Raw genomic sequence first — 14,405 nt, forward strand, 5'->3', positions numbered from 1 at the left:
GCGGAGGGCGAGGATGCCCAGGACGACGGCGGCGATCCCGACGAGTGCTCCGAAGACCGGCCCGACCGGCCTCGCCATCGCCGCACTCGTCGTCGGCATCGTCGCGTTCCTCGTCGGCCTCGTGCCGGTCTTCGGAGCACTCGTCGGGATCGCCGCCGTCGTCCTGGGCATCCTCGCCCTCCGCCGCGGTCAGTCGAAGGCGATGTCGATCACCGGCGTCGTCCTCGGCGGTCTGGCCGTCCTCGCCTCGCTCCTGACGACGATCGGCTTCGGAGCCGCCGTGAACTCCGCCTCGAGCGACCGCCCGGCGGCCGTGATCGTCGAGTCGTCCGAGCCCACGACCGCTCCCGTCGTGCCGGCCACGGAGGAGGCGGAGGTCGTCGAGACGGCGGAGCCCGCACCCGTCGAGACGGCGGAGCCCGCACCCGTCGAGACGGTCGCCCCTGCCCCGGCGCCTGTCGAGACGGCGGCTGCTGCGCAGGTCTCGCCCGAGTTCGCCTCGGCACTCATCAAGGCGCAGAGCTACTCCGAGATGCTCCACATGAGCAAGGCGGGCCTGTACGGCCAGCTCACCTCCGAGTACGGGGAGCAGTTCTCGCCCGAGGCCGCGCAGTACGCGGTGGACACCGTCTCCGCCGACTGGAACGCCAACGCGCTGGCGAAGGCCAAGGACTACCAGGCCCAGATGGCGATGGCGCCGGAGGCCATCCGCGACCAGCTGACCAGCGAGTACGGGGAGCAGTTCACGAGCGACGAGGCCGACTACGCCATCGCGCACCTGAACGACTAGTCCCACTCGGACCGTCGCGGCACTGCGCGGCCACTGAGCAGGTCCTCCCGGAGCGCGCCGCCGTCCGTCGCCCACGACCCGGGCGACGGAGGGCGGCGGACCACCGGAGCCGGTTCAGGCCAGGACGGCGAGGGTGACGGGGAGCGCCTCGCTCCACCTGCCGGTCAGCCGCTCCTCGCCCTCGAGGAACGGCGGCGCGAGGACCCGCGCGAGGACGAGAGTCAGACCGTCGGCCGAGGTCGTGGTGGTCCGTGCGTCGCTGCGGACGAGCACCGTCGACGGCGGCCCGGACGCTCCGGCGCCTGATCCGCTGCCCTGCACCGTCGCGGTCGGCGGGCGGACGATGCGCTGCCCGTCCTCCTCGAAATGCTGCTCGACCTCCCGGGCGCCGGTGCGGATCGCCGTGGCGAAGGCGGCGATCGCGACGGGGTCGCCGGCACCGTCGTAGACCCAGCGACGACCGAGGACGGTGTGCTCGACGGTCGCGAGGAGATGCGCGTCACCGCCGGCGAGAGGCGAGCCGCGGTAGGTCAGCGGCACCTGGAGCGGCGGCTGCCCGGACGACTGGACGATCAGCGTCTCCACTCCCACCTCGCCATCGGGGTCGTCGAACCGGTAGGCGCCGAGCTGCGTGAATCCGCCGCCCTCGCACCAGGGCTGCGTCGGCGCCCATGCCTCCACGATCTCGAGCTTCCCGGGGGTGATCGTCGCACGGTGCAGAAGGGCCATGCACCGAGAGTAGAGCCGGCCGATCCGTCCGGAGGAGTGCCCGTCAGCGAGCGGCGCCCGCCGTCGCCGACTCGGGCAGGCTGCTCATGGGGAGGGTGTACTCGCCCTTCAGCGCCGAGATCCAGACCGTGGTCGGGGCGACGGCGGCGAAGTTCGAGTTGAGCAGCGCCATCAGCGTGGTGTGCAGGGAGTGCGCGTCGATCGAGCCGGCGTCGTTCGCGATCGCGATCGCGCCCGTCGCGTCGGAGAGGACCTCGGCGCGGAGCCCGTGCGTCTCCGCCTCGGCGGCCGAGGCGAGGATGCAGTTGTTGGTCATGTAGCCGACGAGGGTGATCGTGTCGACGTCGTGCTCGCGGAGCCAGTCGAGCAGGTCGGTCCCCGCGAAGACCGTGCCGAACTGCTTCGTGACGTTCTTCCACGAATCCGAGCGGCGCTTCTCGATCTCCGGGTGCAGCGCGAAGGACGGACCCGACGGGTCGAAGATCGGCGCTCCCTCGCCCGCGCTGTGCTGGACGACGGCGATCGGGAGGCCCGCGGCGGCGGCGGAGTCGAGGGCGGCGGCGATCCTCGGCAGCGACTGCGCGTGCGGCGGGTACTGGATCTCGAGCGGACCGCTGAAGTACTCCTGCTGCACGTCGACGAGGATCAGTGCGCGGCGCGGTGTGGTCATGAGGGGCTCCCATCGGTGGCGGACGTCCCCGATCCTCCCGCCCGGGGCTGGGAGCGGCGGTCAGCCACGCGGCCCGCGACCCGGTCGTGGGCGCAGGCCCACACCTCCTCGTGCTCGAGCGGAGTGAGGACGCCGGCGTCGAGCAGCCGGTCGGCCCGCCGCAGCGCGGCCGCGATCGCCGCCTGCTCGGCGACGGCGGGGGAGTCGACGTCGGCGATCACGAGCCGGCGGGCGCAGGCCCGGCGGAGGCGGCGGGTCGAGCGGGCCGAGAGGAGCAGGAGCGACGCGGTCGGCAGGGCGAGCGCGGCCAGCAGGAGGAGCGGCAGCCGGTCGAGCGCGAGCGTCCCGACGGCGCCGGCGGCCGTCACGGCCACGACCAGCTGCGGACCGGCCGCGTGCAGGCGGAGGCGCCTCCGCTCCTCGGCGGAGGTGCCGGGCGCGAAGACGACGAGCTCGCTCCGGACGACGCCGTACCGGCTCGCGCCGACGGTGTGGCGGCCCCAGCGGGGGCCGGCGTCGAGGAGGCGGAGGAGCAGGTGCACGAGCGCCATCGTCGGCCTGCGACGGCGGGTGCGAGGGGATCCTGACGGAACGCGGACGCGCACCGGGCCGATCCGCACGGTCCGCTCGCGCGACGCTCACGATGCCCTCACGACCCCCTCACGACGCGGGATCGCGCGTCGACGTCCCTCCCCAGCCGATTACCCGTGAGGAAAGCGTGAGGATCCGCTCATTCCGGGCGGGCGCGCTCCTCACGGCGAGTAGAAACATCCAGTGACCTCTTCCGTCGTCCGTGGCGACCCCGACGCCCTCGAACCCTCCCCTCTCTCCTCCGCGCGCGCGGGCGGGGTGAAGGCGTGGCTCCTCGAGGGCCTCCGCGACGACTCCGGAGCCCACCCCGGCCCCCACGCGGCCACCGGCAGGACGCACTCGTGGTGGCGCGTCATGTGCCTCACCGGCGTCGACTACTTCTCGACCCTCGGCTACCAGCCGGCCATCGCGGCGCTCGCCGCGGGCCTCGTCTCTCCGCTCGCGACGATCGTCCTGGTGGTGCTGACGCTCCTCGGCGCGCTCCCCGTCTACCGCCGCGTGGCCCGCGAGAGCTTCCGCGGCGAGGGGTCGATCGCGATGCTCGAGCGCCTGCTGCCCTGGTGGGGCGGCAAGCTCTTCGTGCTCGTGCTGCTGGGGTTCGCGGCCACCGACTTCATGATCACGATCACCCTCTCGGCGGCCGACGCGACGGCGCACGCGGTCGAGAACCCGTTCGCCCCCGCCTGGTTCCACGGGGCGGAGGTGCCGCTCACGCTGGGGCTGATCGCCCTGCTGGGGATCGTGTTCCTGCGCGGGTTCCGCGAGGCCATCTCGATCGCGGTCGTGCTCGTGGCCGTGTTCCTCCTGCTCAACGCGATCGTGATCGCCGTGGCGATCGGGCACGTGGCCGAGAACCCCGTCGTCATCGGCGACTGGTGGTCGGCGCTCACGACCCAGCACGGGAATGCGCTGATCATGGTCGGCATCGCGCTCATCGTGTTCCCCAAGCTCGCGCTCGGGCTCTCCGGCTTCGAGACCGGGGTCGCGGTCATGCCGCAGATCCGCGGCGACGCGGGCGACACCGAGGACGCCCCCGTCGGCCGCATCCGCGGGGCGAAGCGGCTGCTCATCACCGCCGCCGTCACGATGTCGGCGTTCCTCATCACCTCGAGCTTCGTCACCACGCTGCTCATCCCGCAGGCGCAGTTCCAGCCGGGCGGCGAGGCCAACGGCCGCGCGCTGGCCTACCTCGCGCACGAGTACCTCGGCGAGGGCTTCGGCACGGTCTACGACATCGCGACGATCTGCATCCTCTGGTTCGCGGGCGCCTCCGCGCTGGCCGGCCTGCTCAACATCGTCCCGCGCTACCTGCCCCGCTACGGCATGGCTCCGCAGTGGGCCGGCGCCGTCCGTCCGCTCGTGCTGGTCTTCACCGTCGTCGCCTTCGTCATCACGATCCTCTTCCGCGCCGACGTCGACGCGCAGGGCGGCGCCTACGCGACCGGCGTGCTGGTGCTGATCACCTCCGCGTCCGTCGCCGTGTTCCTCTCGGCGAAGCGCAGGAAGCAGCGCAAGCGCGCCGTGGGCTTCGCGGTCATCGCGCTGGTCTTCGTCTACACGACGGTCGTGAACGTGGTCGAGAGGCCCGACGGCGTGAGGATCGCGGCGGTCTTCATCGTCGGCATCCTCGCGGTCTCGCTCGTCTCGCGCGTGCACCGCTCGTTCCAGCTGCGCGCCACCTCCGTGGTGTTCGACGCCGCCGCGATCGACTTCCTCACCACGGACGCCGACGACTACGGCGTGATCCGCATCCTCGCGAACGAACCCGACGACGGCTCCGAGGCCGAGTACCGGGACAAGCTGGCGGAGGAGCAGCGCGACAGCAACCTGCCGATGCGCGGCCCGGTGCTCTTCCTCGAGGTGCACACCACCGACTCCTCCGACTTCGAGGAGGACCTGGTCGTGCAGGGCCGCGTCTGCCACGGCTTCCGCGTGCTCACGGTGACCAGCGGCAACATCCCGAACACCATCGCCACGGTGCTGCTCGAGATCCGCGACCTCACCGGCGTGATCCCGGACGTCTACTTCGAGTGGACCGAGGGCGGCCCCATCTCGAACATGTTCCGCTTCCTCATCACCGGCACCGGCGAGGTCGCCCCCGTCACCCGCGAGGTCCTCCGCCGCGCGGAGTCCCGCCGCGACCGCCGGCCGGGTGTGCACGTGGGCTGACGCCTGCTGCGCGGCGGGGGAGTGGCGGCGCGGAGGTGCCGCTCCTGCTGCGGGATGCCGCCGAGACGCCGCTCCGTCGTCGAGTCATCGCTGCAGGAGCGGTGCGTCGGCGGAGAAGGCGGTGTCCCGGCGCTCGGCCCCGTAGCGTGGGCGCGGGCGCCCGTCGGGGCGCCGACACCGACGAACGGACGACGATGACCCTCGAGGACCAGCGCGCGCACATCCTGACCGGCGCCGTGTACGACGACATGACCCCCGAGCTGGTCGCCGCGCGCGAGCGGGCGGTCCTCGGCTCGAACGCGTACAACGCGAGCTTCGGGCGTCCGCCGGTCGAGCGGGAGGCTCTGCTCCGCGAGCTCGTCGCCTCGGTGGGCGCGGACACGCACCTCGAGCCGACGTTCCGCTGCGAGTTCGGGTTCAACATCACGATCGGCGACCGCTTCTACGCGAACTTCGACTGCATCCTGCTCGACGGCGCCCCCATCACGATCGGCGACGACGTGCTGTTCGGCCCCCGCGTCGCGATCTACACGTCGAACCACGCCCTCGACCCGGCCGAGCGCGCCGCCGGCGCCTGCACTGCGAAGCCGGTCGTCGTCGGCGACGGCGTCTGGATCGGCGGCGGCGTCACGATCAACCAGGGCGTCACCATCGGCGACGGGGCCGTGATCGGCTCGGGCAGCGTCGTCACCCGCGACGTCCCTCCGCTCACCATCGCGGCCGGCGTCCCCGCCCGCGTCCTCCGCTCGATCACCCCCGACGACCGGACCGGCTACCGCCCGGCCCACTGACGGCGGCCCACGCCGGCCCCGAGACGCCGGCTCCGAGACGCCTCGGAACGGCTCCCGGCCTCGCGGCGATCCGCCCTCAGGACTTCACGGTCGACAGAGGCTCGGTGATGCTCTCGAGGCTGCGGCGCTCGGCGTCGACGCCGAAGATCAGGGCGATCACGCCGCCGAGGATCATCACGGCGGCGCCGACGAAGTAGCCGATCGTCAGCGGACCGCGGTCGCTGCCGTCGCCGATCAGGGCGCCGTAGAGGGCGGGGGCGACCGCTCCGGCGATCTGGCCGAGGGTGAAGAAGTACGAGATCGCCTGGCTGCGCAGCTCGAGGGGGAAGATCTCGCTCACGGTGAGGTAGGCGCTCGAGGCTCCGGCGGAGGCGAAGAAGAACGACACGCACCAGAGGATCGTCTGCGTGGTCGCGGTCAGGACGTCCATGTTGAAGAGGACCGCCGAGACGGCCAGGACCGCTCCCGAGACACCGTAGGTGAGGAAGATCATCTTCCGCCGGCCCCACACGTCGAACAGGTGGCCGAGCACCAGCGGCCCGACGAGGTTGCCGATCGCGAACGGGAAGAAGAAGTACGAGATCGCGCTCTGCTCGACTCCGTAGAAGTTCTCGAGCACCAGCGCGTAGGTGAAGAAGATCGCGTTGTAGAGGAACGACTGGGTGATCATCATCGTCGCGCCCACCAGCGTCCGCTTCGGGTACTGCCGCAGCAGCACCCGGGCGATGGTGCGGAACGGGATGCTCTCCGTCGCCTTCACGGTGATCGCCTTCGCGTCGTCGACAGGCTCGAGCACGCCGCCCTCCGCCTCCACTCGGCGCTCGATCTCGTCGACGGTGCGCTCCGCCTCCTCCTCGCGGCCGTGCGTCATCAGCCAGCGCGGGCTCTCGGGGATGTGGCGGCGGAGGTAGATGATCGCCAGTCCGAGGATCGGGCCGAGGAAGAAGCCGAGGCGCCAGCCGACGTTCTCGGCGAAGAGCGCGTCGTTCAGGAAGAACAGGTTGGCCGCGGAGCCGAGAGCCGCGCCGCCCCAGTAGGTGCCGTTGATCGCGATGTCGACGCGGCCGCGGTACTTGGAGGGGATGAGCTCGTCGATCGCGGAGTTGATCGCCGCGTACTCGCCGCCGATCCCCATGCCCGCGAAGAAGCGGAACACGGCGAGGAAGACGTAGTTCGGCGCGAGTCCCGCCAGGCCGCTGGCGACCAGGTAGATGACGAGCGTCAGGATGAACAGCTTGCGCCGCCCGAGCTTGTCGCTCAGCCGCCCGAAGATCAGGGCGCCCGCGATCTGCCCGCACAGGTAGATCGTGCCGAGCAGGCCGACCTCGAAGGCCGAGAGCCCGAACTCCTTCGCGAAGCCGGCGGAGGCGACGATCTGGATCTCGAGTCCGTCCAGCACCCACGAGAAGCCGAGGCCGACGACGATCGACCAGTGGAAGCGGGTCCAGGGGAGCCTGTCGATGCGGGCGGGCACGAGGCTCCGGACCGGGCCGCGCGGACTGGTGGATGTCGACATGGCGAGCGCCTTCCTGTCGCCCCGGCGTCGTTGCGGAGGAACGCTGTCCCGAGCGCGGCGAGACGACACTAGACCCGCGGGCGGCTCCATATCGCCGGGCTATTCACCCCTTGTCACGGACCGCCGAGCGGGTGTATCCCGGGCATCGGTGCCCACCCGGAGGCGGAGCGCGGCGCGGAGCTCATCGGTCCGGATCCGGAGCGCGGCGCGGTGGACGCGAGCCCGGATCCGTCCCGCGGGGCCTGACACCGCCCGCCTCCTCGGCCTAGCGTGGAGGCATGATCGACGCGACGCCCGCGGGCACCCCCACCTACGTCCTCAGCGAGGGGCCCGTCTGGGATCCGGACACCGCCCGCCTCACCTGGGTCGACATCGAGGCCGGCGCGGTCCTGTCCGCCCCCGTCACCGCGGAGGGGATCGGAGCGATCTCGCGCACCGACGTCGGCGAGCAGGTCGGCGCCGCGCTGCCCCTGGGCGACGGGCGGACGCTCGTCGCGCTGACCCGACGGCTCGCGATCCTGGAGGTCGACGGCTCCCTCACGCGCGGCTCCGAGCTGCTGCCGGAGGGGCACCGCTTCAACGACGGCACGATCGACCCGCAGGGGCGCCTCCTGGTCGGCTCGCTGACCCTCGGCGAGTCGGCGGGCGACGACGTCCTGCTGCGCATCGAGCACGACGGATCCGTCACCGTGCTCGACGACGACCTGCGGCTCTCGAACGGACTCGGCTTCTCGCCGGACGGCTCCGTGCTGTACTCGGCCGACACCGAGTCGGGCGTGATCCACCGCCGCTCCTACGCGGACGCCGAGCACGGCCCGCGCGAGCCCTTCGTCGAGCTCGAGGAGGGCGTGTTCGCCGACGGACTGACCGTGGACGCCGACGGCCGCGTGTGGGTCGCGGTCTGGGGCGGGAGCGTCGTCCGCGTGTTCGAGGCCGACGGCAGCCCGGTCGAGGGCGAGGGCATCAGGATCGACGCCCCGCACTCCTCCAGCATCGCCTTCGCGGGCGAGGACCTGGACATCGCGGTCGTCACCTCCGCCTCGCGCGACCTCTCGGCGGACGAGCGGGCGCGTCATCCGCACGCCGGCGGACTGTGGATCGCGCAGCCCGGAGCCCGCGGCCGCGCCGCCACGCGCTGGGTGGAGGGCCCTCTGCCCTAGGCGCGGCCGGTCGCCCGTCAGACGGCGGGCGCCGTCGGCGGGCTCGGCTCCGATGCGGGCTGCGGCACGAGGGTCAGCCGCGAGATGCGGTAGCGGTCCGTCTCGGCCACGCGGAGCAGGTGGTCGCCGACGAGCACGGAGTCGCCCACGACGGCCACACGGCCGATCCGGTCGAGGACGAACCCGCCGACCGTCTCGTACGGACCCTCGGGCAGCTCGATGCCCAGCTGCTCCGCCAGGTCCTCGAGGATCATCCCGCCGTCGACGTCGTGCAGCTGCTCGGCCGCCTTCGCGTCGACCGCCTGGCGGGCGCCGTCGTACTCGTCGTAGATCTCGCCGACGAGCTCCTCGAGCAGGTCCTCCAGCGTGATGATGCCGTCGGTCCCTCCGTACTCGTCGATGACGACGGCGATCTGGTGGCCGTCCTGCCGCATGGTGCGCAGGGCCGCGAGCACCTTCGTCGTACCGGGGACCGCGAGGATCGGGCGGGTGACGTCGGCGACGCTGCTCGCGGTGCCGGCGCGGCCCGCCTCCGGGAACGCGGACATCAGGTCGCGCACGTGGACGAAGCCGAGCACGTCGTCGAAGTCGTCGCCGACCACCGGGTAGCGCGAGTGCGGCTGGTCGAGGACCGCCGCGTAGCCCTCGGCCACGCTGAGCGCGCCGCGGAGGAAGTCGACGTCCGGGCGCGGGCGCATCACCTCGGCGACGCGGCGGTCGTCCGCGCGGAAGATGTCGGTGAGCAGCCGGCGGCTGTCCTCGTGGATCTCGGTGTTGCTGGAGATCATGTCGCGCACCTCGTCGGCCGAGACGCTCTCGCCCTTCTCGCGCGGGTCGGCGCCGAGGAGGCGGACGACGGCGTCGGTCGAGACGGACAGCAGCCAGATCACGGGGCGCATCAGGCGCGCCAGGGCGTTGAGCGGGGGCGCGAGGGCCTTGGTGAACGCGACGGACTTCTGCATCGCCAGGCGCTTGGGGACCAGCTCGCCCAGCACCAGGGAGAGGTACGCGATGACGAGGGTCATCAGGATCAGGGCGACGGTCGAGGCGGCGGAGGCCGAGAGGCCGAGCGACTGCAGCGGCGGCACGAGGTCGGGCGCGATGGTCGAGGCGCCGTACGCCGAGGAGAAGAAGCCGGCGAGCGTGACGCCGATCTGGACCGCGGAGAGGAACGTGTTGGGGTTGCGGACGAGCTCGGCGATGCGCCGGCCGCGCTCGCTGCCGGCCTCGATCGCGCGGACCTGGCTCTCGCGGAGGCTGACGATGGCCATCTCGGTGCCCGCGAAGACGCCTCCGAGGAGGACGAACAGCACGACGAGGCCGATGTTGAGGAGGGTGTCGAGATCCACGCCGACCAGAGTAGGGATGCCGGCCGTGAGAACGCCTCGTGGACTCTCAGGGAGTGGCCGGGTACGCGCGACTCCGCGGGAGTCGCGGTAGTCGCTCGCGAGACCGGCGACCTGGGAGGAGTCGCGGGGGCGGGCGGGACGACGCCCCGCCCGCCCGCCCGCTCAGGACGCGTCGGCCGGGCGCACGCCGATCGTGAGGATGAGATTCGCGTAGATGCGGCGGTCGCCCGAGGCGATGGTGAGCGCGACGTCGGGCGTGCGCGCCTCGGCGTAGAAGGCGTGCCGCTCGAGCGAGGTGAAGGGGACGCCGTCGAGGGACCGGCGGAAGGCGTCCTGCGCGGGGACGTCGATCCCGGGCGCGGGGGTCATGACCGTCGCCTCCTCGACGACGATCGCCGAGAGCAGGGCGTCGAGGATCTCGTCGACGGTCAGCATGTCGGGCCGGAGGTTCAGGTGCACCAGGGCGGAGTTCGGTCCGAGCGTGGTGCCGACGGGGTAGTTGCCGTCGGCGATGAGGACGCGGGAGCCGTGGCCCGCGCGGGCGAGCGCGTGCAGGATCTCGGGGTGGAGGAGGGTCGTGGTCAGCAAGAGGAGCTCCTAGAGGTCGTGGAGGTGGGCGACGGACGAGCCGGCGAGCAGGCGGCCGGGGAGCCTCCGCTCCTGGGGACCGGGCTGCTCCGCCCCGGAGTCGAGGCGGAGGCGGACGAGGGCTGCGGCCTCGGCGGCGATCGCCTCGGTCGGCTGGGCGATCGTGGTCAGGTGCGGGCGGACCACGCGGGCCAGCTCGACGTTGTCGAAGCCGACGACGGAGAGGTCCGTCGGCACGCGCAGTCCGGAGTCGCCGACAGCGATCAGGGCGCCGACCGTCAGCTCGCGGTTGCTCGCGAACAGGGCGGTCGGCCGGGGGCTCAGAGCGAGGACCCGCTCGACGGCGGCGACCCCGCTCTCGACCGTCAGCGGGCCGCGCACCACGGCGTCGGCGGCGGGGTGGACGCCGCGCTCGGCCAGGGCGGCGAGGAAGCCGGCCGTCCGCTCCCGGGTGGAGGACACTCCGTCCTCCCCGCCGAGCACCGCGATCGAGCGGTGGCCGTGGTCGAGGAGGTGGCGGGCGGCGGAGGCGCCGGCGCCCGCGTTGTCGAGCGCGACGCGATCGGTGACCAGTGCGTCGTCGATCCAGTCGACGGCCACCACGGGGGTGCCCTGCTCGGAGGCGCGGCGCAGCGCGTCGACGTCGCCCGCGGACGGCACCGCCACGATCCCGTCGACCATCTTCTCGAGCAGCAGGTCGACCGCGGCTCCCGGCTCGGGGCGGCTCACGCCGACCAGCACGCCGATGCCCTCTCCGCGCAGGGCCCGCTCGAGGCCCGCGATGATCGAGAGGTGGAACTCGTTGTCGAGGGCGGGCAGCAGCACTCCGACCGTGCGGGAGCGCCGCGAGCGCAGGCCTCGAGCGAAGCCGTTGACCCGGAAGCCGACCTCGGCGGCCGCCGCCTCGATCGCCGCCCGGTTCTCGGGGCGCACAGGGAGCCCGTTGTAGTGCTTCGAGATGGTCGAGAGCGAGAGGCCGGTCAGCCGCTGCAGGTCCTTGTAGGTGGCCACGTCACAGGGTGGCGCGGGGCGAGCCGTCGCCGCTCCAGCCCGGGATCGTGCCGTCGGCGTCCCACAGGTCGAGCCAGCCGGTGCTGCCGGGCCAGAGGAAGACCTGGCCCTTGATCAGGCGGTTGTTGCGCTCGGCGCCGCGCAGCGCCTCCTGCTCCTCGGCCGTGAGCACCAGGGAGGCGGCGGCCAGGTTCGCCTCGATCTGCTCCGGCTTCACCGCGAACGGGATCGGGATCTGGCCGCGGTTCACCGCCCAGGCGAGGCACACGACGGCCGGATGCACGCCCCGCTCGTCGGCGATCGCCCGCACCGCGGGGTGCTCGATGTCGACGATGTCGCCCTCCACCCGGTCGCGCTCGGGCCGCGACGGCGAGCCCAGCGGCGAGTAGCCGATCGGCTGGATGCGGTGGTCGAGGCAGAAGCGGAACAGCTCCGGCTGCTGGAAGCAGGGGTGCAGCTCCATCTCGTTCAGCTGCGGGGCGATGCGGACGTCGGCGAGGATCCGCTCGAGCTTGGGGATCGTGACGTTGGAGGTGCCGAGGTGCCGGACGAGGCCCCGGTCGACCAGGCCCTCGAGCGCTCGCCAGGTCTCGAGGAACGCCTCGTGGACGTACGGGCGGGCGTGCGGATCGCGCGCGTCGGTCTCGGCGTGCGGCGGGTGGTGGTTCGGGAAGGGCCAGTGCACGAAGACGGCGTCGAGCACGTCGAGGCCGAGGTCGGCGAGCGAGCGCTCGACGGAGGCGACGGCCGCCCCGGGCTCGTGCGCGTCGTTCCAGATCTTCGACATGACGAAGAGCTCGTCGCGGTCGACTCCGGAGTCGGCGATCGCCCGGCCGACGCGCGGCTCGTTGCCGTAGACGGTGGCGCAGTCGAGGAGGCGGAAGCCGGCGCGGAGGGAGTGCTCGACCGCGAGGCCGACGGTCTCGGCGTCGTAGCGGTCAGAGCCGAACGTGCCGGCGCCGATCGCGGGGATGCGGCTGCCGCTGGCGAGGACGCGGTGGCTCGGCGGAGTGGGGGCCATGCGGATCCTCCTGGTGCGGCGGCGGGGGCGAAACGTTGCGCTTCACGGTAGGCGGGGGAGGGTAGCGGCGTCAACGATGCTGCGGATCGATTTGCGTAACGTTTCGTGCGGTGGGTGCTTTCGTCCTCCGTTCCTGCCCCGCCCCCCTCGAGAGTCCAGTAGTTGTCGCACTCGAGCGCGACTGCGACGACTCCTGGACTGTCGAGAAGAGCCCCGCCCCTCCGCTCAGACCAGCCGGCGCGACTCCTCCGTGACCACGCGGAACCAGCGCGCGCCGTAGCCGTCGAGGGGCACCGACACGGCGCCGTCCTCGTCTAGCGGGAGCGACTCGCCGCCGAGGGAGTCGACCAGCCGCGCCCCGGCGGGGGTGTCGGGGAGCGTCAGGTGCGCCGTGCGCGGGTTCGACGCCAGGTTGTGCACCGCGACGGTCGTGCCGGTCGACGCGGACATCCGGTGCGCGAGCACGCTCGGCTCGTCGCAGGGGAGGTGCGTGTACTCGCCCCACCCGATCTCCGGCGACCGCCGGTACAGCCAGGCGAGGCCCTTCACGTGGGCCAGGAGGGAGTCCGGATCCTGGAGCTGCGCGGCCGCATTCACGTGCTCGGGTCCGAAGCCGCCGCCGGGAGGGGTGGCGATCAGGTCGGAGGCGTCGGCGCGCGAGAACCCGCCGTTGGCGGCGCTGCTCCACTGCATCGGGGTCCGCACGGCGCTGCGGCCCGGGATGTCGGCGTTCTCGCCCATCCCGATCTCCTCGCCGTAGTAGAGCACCGGGGTCCCGGGCAGCGAGAAGACCAGGCTGTGGACCAGGCGGACGCGGCGCGGGTCGCCGTCGACCATCGGCGGGAGGCGGCGGACGATGCCGCGCCCGTGGATCCGCTGCGACTGCTCCGGAGCGAACGCCGCGAAGACCTCGTCGCGCTCGTCGTCGCTCAGCTGGTCGAGGGTGAGCTCGTCGTGGTTGCGCGCGAAGTTCGCCCACTGGCTGCCGACGGAGATCTCGGGGCGGCTCGCGAGCGCCTCGACGAGCGGCGCCGCCTCCTCCCGGGCCAGCGCGAGGTAGAGGCGCTGGTTGCCGATGAAGTCGAACTGCATCGACAGCTCGTCCGCGTCCTCGCCGCCGAAGAAGCCGAGCTGCTCCTCGCGGGTCACGTTGACCTCGCCCAGCAGCATCGCCTCGCCGGAGCGCCGCGAGACGAAGCGGCGCAGCAGGCGCAGCCACTCGTGCTCGTCGCGGGCGCCGGGCTCGATCAGGTACGGCACCGCGTCGACCCGGAAGCCGTCGACGCCCAGCTGCAGCCAGAACCCGATGAGCTTCGCGATCTCGTCGCGCACGGCCGGGTTCTCGGTGTTGAGGTCGGGCTGGTGCCGGTAGAAGTGGTGCAGGTAGTACTGGCCCGCCTCCTCGTCGCGGAACCAGACGCCGTCCTCCGCGTCCGGGAACACGTTCGCGGGCTGATCGGCGGGCGGCTCGTCGCGCCAGACGTAGTAGTCGCGGTACGGGCTGTCGGGGGAGGAGCGGGCGGCCTGGAACCAGGGGTGCTGGTCCGAGGTGTGGTTGACGACGAGGTCGACGATCACGCGCATCCCGCGGTCGTGGGCGGTCCGGATCACCTCGACGACGTCGCCGTGGTGCCCGAAGCGCTCGTCCACTCCGTAGAAGTCGCTGATGTCGTAGCCGTTGTCGCGGCCGGGGGACCGGTAGAACGGCGCGAGCCAGAGGCAGCTGACGCCGAGCTCGGCCAGGTAGTCGATCCGGTGGACGAGGCCCTCGAGGTCGCCGACGCCGTCGTCGTCCCAGTCCATGAACGTCTTCACGTCGAGGTTGTAGAAGACGGCGGTGCGCCACCACAGGTCGCTGGTGTCGGTGACCCTCATGCGCGGGGCTCCGGGCGGGAGGAGGCGGAGGGTGCGGGGAAGAGGGGCGCGGGGGTGAGGGGCGCGGGCGCGGGTGTGAGCGTGCGGTTGCCGGCGGCGGCGGCGGGGGTGGTGGCGGTGGGGGAGGTGGGGGTTGCAGACTTCT

General features: G+C 72.5%; 13 protein-coding genes. 4 read left to right on the forward strand and 9 right to left on the reverse strand.

The window, feature by feature from the left end:
• The first annotated feature begins 13 nt into the window (after positions 1-13).
• Positions 14-790: an Ltp family lipoprotein gene (locus C5C30_RS16860; protein WP_258063729.1), complete on the forward strand. Its 777-nt coding sequence runs from the start codon at positions 14-16 to the stop codon at positions 788-790.
• A 114-nt stretch (positions 791-904) separates the two neighbouring features.
• On the opposite strand, the gene C5C30_RS16865 is transcribed toward C5C30_RS16860, so the two are convergent.
• Genes C5C30_RS16865 through C5C30_RS16875 form a run of 3 tightly spaced genes read right to left on the reverse strand, consistent with a single transcriptional unit; the run spans position 905 to position 2,740 of the window.
• Entirely contained in the window at positions 905-1,519 is a 615-nt protein-coding gene (locus C5C30_RS16865) for a hypothetical protein (protein ID WP_104315744.1), read from the reverse strand.
• Between the two features lie 43 nt (positions 1,520-1,562).
• Positions 1,563-2,189 (reverse strand): isochorismatase family protein, encoded by a 627-nt coding sequence (locus C5C30_RS16870; RefSeq protein ID WP_104233860.1) that lies wholly within the window; start codon positions 2,187-2,189, stop codon positions 1,563-1,565.
• Entirely contained in the window at positions 2,186-2,740 is a 555-nt protein-coding gene (locus C5C30_RS16875) for a DUF6611 family protein (protein ID WP_104268028.1), read from the reverse strand. The genes C5C30_RS16870 and C5C30_RS16875 overlap by 4 nt, the downstream gene beginning before the upstream one ends.
• Before the next feature lie 223 nt (positions 2,741-2,963).
• Between C5C30_RS16875 and C5C30_RS16880 the strand changes: the two genes are divergently transcribed.
• Positions 2,964-4,949: an amino acid permease gene (locus tag C5C30_RS16880; RefSeq protein WP_374955310.1), complete on the forward strand. Its 1,986-nt coding sequence runs from the start codon at positions 2,964-2,966 to the stop codon at positions 4,947-4,949.
• A 194-nt stretch (positions 4,950-5,143) separates the two neighbouring features.
• Positions 5,144-5,740: a sugar O-acetyltransferase gene (locus C5C30_RS16885; RefSeq protein WP_104334162.1), complete on the forward strand. Its 597-nt coding sequence runs from the start codon at positions 5,144-5,146 to the stop codon at positions 5,738-5,740.
• A gap of 76 nt (positions 5,741-5,816) precedes the next feature.
• Here C5C30_RS16885 and C5C30_RS16890 read toward each other — a convergent pair whose 3' ends face one another.
• Positions 5,817-7,256 carry an MFS transporter gene (locus tag C5C30_RS16890; RefSeq protein WP_104334155.1) on the reverse strand — a complete coding sequence of 480 codons (1,440 nt, stop codon included), beginning with the start codon at positions 7,254-7,256 and terminating at the stop codon, positions 5,817-5,819.
• A 278-nt stretch (positions 7,257-7,534) separates the two neighbouring features.
• On the opposite strand from C5C30_RS16890, the gene C5C30_RS16895 reads away from it, so the two are divergent.
• Positions 7,535-8,416, forward strand: a complete 882-nt coding sequence (locus C5C30_RS16895) for an SMP-30/gluconolactonase/LRE family protein (RefSeq protein WP_104334156.1) — start codon at positions 7,535-7,537, stop codon at positions 8,414-8,416.
• Positions 8,417-8,433: 17 nt separating this feature from the next.
• Here the strand turns inward: C5C30_RS16895 and C5C30_RS16900 are convergent, their stop codons facing one another.
• The 5 genes from C5C30_RS16900 to C5C30_RS16920 all read right to left on the reverse strand — a co-directional run bounded on the left by C5C30_RS16900 (position 8,434) and on the right by C5C30_RS16920 (position 14,260).
• Positions 8,434-9,765, reverse strand: coding sequence for a hemolysin family protein (locus C5C30_RS16900; RefSeq protein WP_104334157.1), 1,332 nt, complete (start codon positions 9,763-9,765; stop codon positions 8,434-8,436).
• Between the two features lie 162 nt (positions 9,766-9,927).
• Positions 9,928-10,353: an RbsD/FucU family protein gene (locus C5C30_RS16905; protein WP_104225080.1), complete on the reverse strand. Its 426-nt coding sequence runs from the start codon at positions 10,351-10,353 to the stop codon at positions 9,928-9,930.
• A 9-nt stretch (positions 10,354-10,362) separates the two neighbouring features.
• Positions 10,363-11,364: a LacI family DNA-binding transcriptional regulator gene (locus C5C30_RS16910; RefSeq protein WP_104334158.1), complete on the reverse strand. Its 1,002-nt coding sequence runs from the start codon at positions 11,362-11,364 to the stop codon at positions 10,363-10,365.
• A gap of 1 nt (position 11,365) precedes the next feature.
• On the reverse strand, positions 11,366-12,385 hold the full coding sequence (locus tag C5C30_RS16915) for an aldo/keto reductase (protein ID WP_104334159.1): 1,020 nt from the start codon (positions 12,383-12,385) through the stop codon (positions 11,366-11,368).
• Between the two features lie 225 nt (positions 12,386-12,610).
• Positions 12,611-14,260, reverse strand: a complete 1,650-nt coding sequence (locus tag C5C30_RS16920; RefSeq protein ID WP_104334160.1) for an alpha-amylase family protein — start codon at positions 14,258-14,260, stop codon at positions 12,611-12,613.
• Positions 14,261-14,405 lie beyond the last annotated feature (145 nt).

It is taken from the genome of Rathayibacter sp. AY2B5 (assembly GCF_002931645.1).
Classification (GTDB): domain Bacteria; phylum Actinomycetota; class Actinomycetes; order Actinomycetales; family Microbacteriaceae; genus Rathayibacter.

Coding starts and splice junctions, on each gene's coding strand:
- C5C30_RS16860 (WP_258063729.1), top strand. CDS start 14: ATGCCCAGGACGACGGCGGCGATCCCGACGAGTGCTCCGAAGACCGGC.
- C5C30_RS16865 (WP_104315744.1), bottom strand. CDS start 1,519: ATGGCCCTTCTGCACCGTGCGACGATCACCCCCGGGAAGCTCGAGATC.
- C5C30_RS16870 (WP_104233860.1), bottom strand. CDS start 2,189: ATGACCACACCGCGCCGCGCACTGATCCTCGTCGACGTGCAGCAGGAG.
- C5C30_RS16875 (WP_104268028.1), bottom strand. CDS start 2,740: ATGGCGCTCGTGCACCTGCTCCTCCGCCTCCTCGACGCCGGCCCCCGC.
- C5C30_RS16885 (WP_104334162.1), top strand. CDS start 5,144: ATGACCCTCGAGGACCAGCGCGCGCACATCCTGACCGGCGCCGTGTAC.
- C5C30_RS16890 (WP_104334155.1), bottom strand. CDS start 7,256: ATGTCGACATCCACCAGTCCGCGCGGCCCGGTCCGGAGCCTCGTGCCC.
- C5C30_RS16895 (WP_104334156.1), top strand. CDS start 7,535: ATGATCGACGCGACGCCCGCGGGCACCCCCACCTACGTCCTCAGCGAG.
- C5C30_RS16915 (WP_104334159.1), bottom strand. CDS start 12,385: ATGGCCCCCACTCCGCCGAGCCACCGCGTCCTCGCCAGCGGCAGCCGC.
- C5C30_RS16920 (WP_104334160.1), bottom strand. CDS start 14,260: ATGAGGGTCACCGACACCAGCGACCTGTGGTGGCGCACCGCCGTCTTC.